Here is a 294-nt window from a genome sequence, read left to right as displayed (position 1 = left end):
GGTGCATCCGGGGCCGGAACAAGGATTGGCGTTGCCAATTGGCTGGAAAAGGTGTAAAATGGAGCAGTGAATCTATTTCAGCCTGAATTTTCATAGAGGAGGTTCTTTCTTTATGCAGAAAGATCAGCAGAAGCTTGCAGAACTCATCCGGGGCAAAAAGGTGGCGTTCATCGGTGCCGGTGTCAGCCACAAGACCCTTATCAAGGAGTTTGTGGAACTGGGGGCCCTTGTGACCCTGTGCGACCAGAAAAAGAGCGTGGAGGAGTTTGGCGATTATGCCGCTACCATCCGGGA

1 pseudogene is annotated in these 294 nt (G+C 51.7%); it reads left to right on the top strand.

The annotated features are described in order from the left end of the window. Nucleotides 1–112: 112 nt before the first annotated feature. A pseudogene (murD, locus tag P0G09_RS19605) lies at nt 113–294 on the top strand (UDP-N-acetylmuramoyl-L-alanine--D-glutamate ligase); the annotation flags it as partial.

It is taken from the genome of Faecalibacterium sp. DFI.5.82, assembly GCF_029076575.1.
In the GTDB taxonomy this organism is placed as follows: Bacteria; Bacillota; Clostridia; order Oscillospirales; family Ruminococcaceae; genus Faecalibacterium; species Faecalibacterium duncaniae.
This window is presented reverse-complemented; position numbering and strand designations above follow the sequence as displayed.